This is a genomic window from Pseudonocardia terrae (genome assembly GCF_021343995.1).
In the GTDB taxonomy this organism is placed as follows: Bacteria; Actinomycetota; Actinomycetes; order Mycobacteriales; family Pseudonocardiaceae; genus Pseudonocardia; species Pseudonocardia terrae.
Map to the genome: position 1 here is coordinate 1 of NZ_JAJTTE010000126.1, position 3,719 is coordinate 3,719.

A 3,719-nucleotide genomic window follows, 5' to 3' on the forward strand; every position below is an offset into this window, starting at 1 on the left:
CGTCGAGCGGGCCCATGCAGAACGGCACGACATACATCGTGCGGCCACGCATACAACCGCGGAACAAACCCCGCAGCGTCTCCTTCATCTCCGCGGGGTCGGCGCCTACGGGATAGACGGACAGCCGTCCCGGCCCGGACCAGGCGCATCATGAGCCTGCGCCATTCGTCATCAGAGCCGTCGCACCAGACGACGGAGTCCGGGGTGGTCAACTCCGCGATCTGATGGACGAAGGACAGCACGCGCTCGCTGCGTACTGGAGCGATGTCGAGATCTACGCACGAAGATGTCATCCGCTGCCTCCTCATCGAGAGCTATATCGTGTCACGATATAGTTACAACGAGAACTCACGCAATGGCTTCGGCGACGCCGCCAGTAGGGTCCGCGGCATCGCACCTCAGGTTGCGGAGTCGTCGCAGCCGGCGTCAGGCGGGCGAGGCCTCGCACGATGGTCCTTCCGAGGCCACCGACTTGGGTCAGGCCATACTCGTCCTCCTCTATGCCGAGCGAAGCCAGGAAGAAGGGCTGGTGACGGAGCCGGGTCAATCGAGCGCCCTACTCGAACAGGTCGGGGGACAGCCGCGGACGTCGCCGTCGTCAGTCGTGGGGCAGGAGTGCCCCGCCCTCGTTGATCCACCGATGCACCTGTTTGTCTGGCATCAGGTCCGGCTTGGGATCAGTTCCGTAGATCTCGCACGACGCCACATCGACCTGCTCGGCTCTCAGCCGCGCCTCGGCGACGTCCTCGACCCGGATGCCCTTACCGGAGTGGAAGCGAACGGTCCCCATATCGACCTCCCTCTCAAGTGACGCGCCGGCAACCTCACGTCTGCTGGGTGGCCTGGACCATCCAATACTCCTTCTCCAACTCCGCGGTGGCCGCAATGAACAAGTCCTGGGACACCGCGTCTGCCCGCTCGGTGGCGTCGATGCGCTCACGCATCGCGGCGACCACCGCGGCCAGCGCCGAGACGAAGTAGTCGATCACATCGTCTTCCTTCGCCCAGCCCTTGGTGATCGCCGGCACCCGGGACTCCCGGGCGACAGTGTCAGCGCACCCGTCGGGCGAGACACCGATCGCGGTGGCCCGTTCGGCGACAGTATCGGTGTAGCGGCGGGCGACATCGTAGATCTCGTCGAGCTGGAGATGAATGCTGCGGAACCGGGGCCCGATCAGGTTCCAGTGGGCCTGCTTTGCGACCAGGGACAGGTCGACGAGATCGGCGACTGCGGACTGCAACGCCTCACCCGTCACCTTGCGCGCCTCTTCCGACAGCGGGCTCATGATCGGCATCACCGGCTCCTTCCAGCAGGGCTTGCTACGCCCGACGATGATGCCCGTAGTGGCCTGGGAGAGCACCCCCTCTTGCCTAACAGAATTTGTTGCAGTCGGAACGACTCGAAACGGCGTTGCCGTGGTCGCGGACGCGCTGGCATTGAAGGTCCGCAAGTGCGGCCGAGTGGTCGCGGTGGGCGCCTGATTGCGACCGGAGTGAGCGCTCACGGACACCGCAGATCCTCGGGCTTCACGGTGTCGATGATTATGGCGACGAGGACCTCAGCCGACGGCTCGGAGAACCCGGCGTGCAACCCACCCTCATCGGGCCTCGGGGTCGGGCAGGGCGGCTGCAGCCCGGGGCTCGCCGCGCAGATGCAGCGGGACCAGCACCCACAGCACCACCGTGGCGCTGAGCAGGATCGTAGTTCCGACGATCCCCGCGAGCCGCCCCACCGCGATGTCCAGCACCAGCATCAGCCCGGCGGCCAGCGTCAAGGCCAGGCAGCCCAGCCCCGCCATGGCCAGCCGGTGCCCGGCCCGAACGATCTCGCGCTTGCGGTTGCGCTGGAAGAGCATCCGGTGGGCGGCGACCGGGGCGACCAGCAGCGTCGAGGTCACTGCGGCGCCCGCGAGTGTGGCCACGAAGAGACCGTGCTGCATGTCGTCGAGCTCTCTGAAGCGCTCACTCACCGACATCGTGAGCAGGAAGCCGAAGAGGATCTGCACGCCGGTGAACACCACCCGCAGTTCCTGTAGCAGCTCGGCGAAGTTGCGGTCCGCGCGGTTCAGCGGGCCCTCGGCACGGTGCCGGGTGTTCCAGTCGTCGGTCTCGTCGATGACCGTCGTCGCGAGGGGCATGCGCCGCTCCTTCCGCTTTCGCCGTACCGTGACCGGCGCGGGCATCGCCGGCTACCCGTGGACGGGTGACCGAGGCGATGTGCGCCCTGGGTCTGTTCCGAGCCGCAAGCGCTGCGATCGGCGGGGTCGGAGAAGTCATATGTCGAGAGGTCGATGAGATCGTCGTTGCTGGTCACATGGCCTGCAGGATGCGGGCGAGGGAGAGCAGGGTTCGTTCGTCGCTGCCAGCGCCGCCGGTGGCGACCAGTTGCAGGCCGACGGGAAGCCCTGCCCCGGGGGCGGGGACGGACAAGGCAGGCCATCCGAGCAGGTTGAACGGCAGGGTGAGCTCCAGCAGGGCTGCTGCGACCGTGGTGCGCTCGTGTCCGACGGTCACGAAGGGCGCTCCCAGCGGTGTGGCGCGGATACGGGTGGTCGGGGTCAACAGGACATCGACGTTGGTCAGGTTTGTGCTGAGGGTGCCCGCCAACCGTCGCGCCGTCTGTTTGGCCTGCTGGTAGTCGTGTTCGCGGTACTCGGCATAGGACTTCAGGCCGGCCTCGGTGGCGGGCTGGTAGTCCGCAGCGCGCTCGGTGAGCGTTCCGGCGTGCACCGCGTAGGCCTCACGGCCCAGGATCGGCATGTATGTGGCGGCGAGCTCCTGGATTCCCGGGGTGCTGACCGGCACGACCTGGATCTCCGCCGCGTCGAGCGCGTGCGCGGCGCGGGTCACGGCGAGCGCGACGATCGGATCGGTCTCGGACCAGTACTGGTCGTAGGGCACGCCGACGCGCAGCCGTCGCGGCGGTCCGACCGGGTCCTGCGGCCCTGGTGCGGCGAGGATCTCCCAGCCGGCGAGGCCGGTGTACGGGTCGGCGGCGAGGAGTCCGACGTGGTCGAGGGACGGGGACAAGGGGAACACGCCTCGCGTCGACAGCGCCCCCCAGCTCGGTTTGAGGCCGAGCACGCCGCACAGTGCGGCGGGGATCCGCACGCTGCCGCCGGTGTCGGTGCCGATGGCGAGCGGGAGGTGACCGGCGGCGACCGCGGCGGCCGGCCCTGAGGACGATCCCCCGGTGATTCGGCTGAGGTCGTGGGGGTTGCGGGCCGGCCCGGTGGCGGCCACGTCGCCGGTGGGGCCGTGCCCGAACTCGTGGGTGTGCAGTTTGCCGACCACGATCGCGCCGGCTCGGCGTAGCAGGACGACGACGGCTGCGTCGGCGCGGGCCGGTGGCGCCTCCGCCCGGACGGTCGAGCCGGCGCGGGTCGGTAGCCCGGCGACGTCGATGAGGTCCTTGACCCCGATTGCGACGCCGTGCAGGGGGCTGCGCGGCCCGCGCTGGCGGAGTTCGACGGCGAGCGCGGCCGCTTCGCGGCGGGCTCGCTCCTCGTCGAGGGTGACCACCGCGTTGTGCGGATCGTGTCGGAGCCGCTGCAGGACCGAGTCCACGTGCTCGACGGGGGTCAGGTCACCGTCGGCGAACTCAACCTGCAGGGCGGCGAGGGCGCTGGGTGGGGCGGCGCGTGCCGTGAGGCTGTGTTGCTCGGGTCGGCTCATCGCAGCGGCCGGAACGCCTGCAGCTCGTACGGCACGGAACCGGT

At 69.0% G+C, this 3,719-nt stretch carries 4 protein-coding genes and 1 pseudogene; all 5 read right to left on the reverse strand.

What is annotated here, in order from left to right; genetic code table 11:
* Window positions 1–293, reverse strand: a pseudogene (locus tag LWC33_RS36695) (phosphoenolpyruvate carboxykinase (GTP)); the annotation flags it as partial.
* A 305-nt stretch (window positions 294–598) separates the two neighbouring features.
* Window positions 599–790 carry a hypothetical protein gene (locus LWC33_RS34390; RefSeq protein WP_233308891.1) on the reverse strand — a complete coding sequence of 64 codons (192 nt, stop codon included), beginning with the start codon at window positions 788–790 and terminating at the stop codon, window positions 599–601.
* A gap of 34 nt (window positions 791–824) precedes the next feature.
* Window positions 825–1,295 (reverse strand): Dps family protein, encoded by a 471-nt coding sequence (locus LWC33_RS34395; RefSeq protein ID WP_233308892.1) that lies wholly within the window; start codon window positions 1,293–1,295, stop codon window positions 825–827.
* A 303-nt stretch (window positions 1,296–1,598) separates the two neighbouring features.
* A complete protein-coding gene (locus tag LWC33_RS34400) occupies window positions 1,599–2,138 on the reverse strand; it encodes a DUF6328 family protein (protein WP_233308893.1) in 540 nt (179 codons plus the stop codon).
* A 172-nt stretch (window positions 2,139–2,310) separates the two neighbouring features.
* Complete coding sequence (locus tag LWC33_RS34405) at window positions 2,311–3,675, reverse strand: amidase (RefSeq protein WP_233308894.1); 1,365 nt, start codon at window positions 3,673–3,675, stop codon at window positions 2,311–2,313.
* Window positions 3,676–3,719 lie beyond the last annotated feature (44 nt).

Excerpts from the sequence above, each read along its gene's own strand:
- LWC33_RS34390 (WP_233308891.1), bottom strand. The coding sequence starts at position 790 with ATGGGGACCGTTCGCTTCCACTCCGGTAAGGGCATCCGGGTCGAGGAC.
- LWC33_RS34395 (WP_233308892.1), bottom strand. The coding sequence starts at position 1,295 with ATGCCGATCATGAGCCCGCTGTCGGAAGAGGCGCGCAAGGTGACGGGT.
- LWC33_RS34400 (WP_233308893.1), bottom strand. The coding sequence starts at position 2,138 with ATGCCCCTCGCGACGACGGTCATCGACGAGACCGACGACTGGAACACC.
- LWC33_RS34405 (WP_233308894.1), bottom strand. The coding sequence starts at position 3,675 with ATGAGCCGACCCGAGCAACACAGCCTCACGGCACGCGCCGCCCCACCC.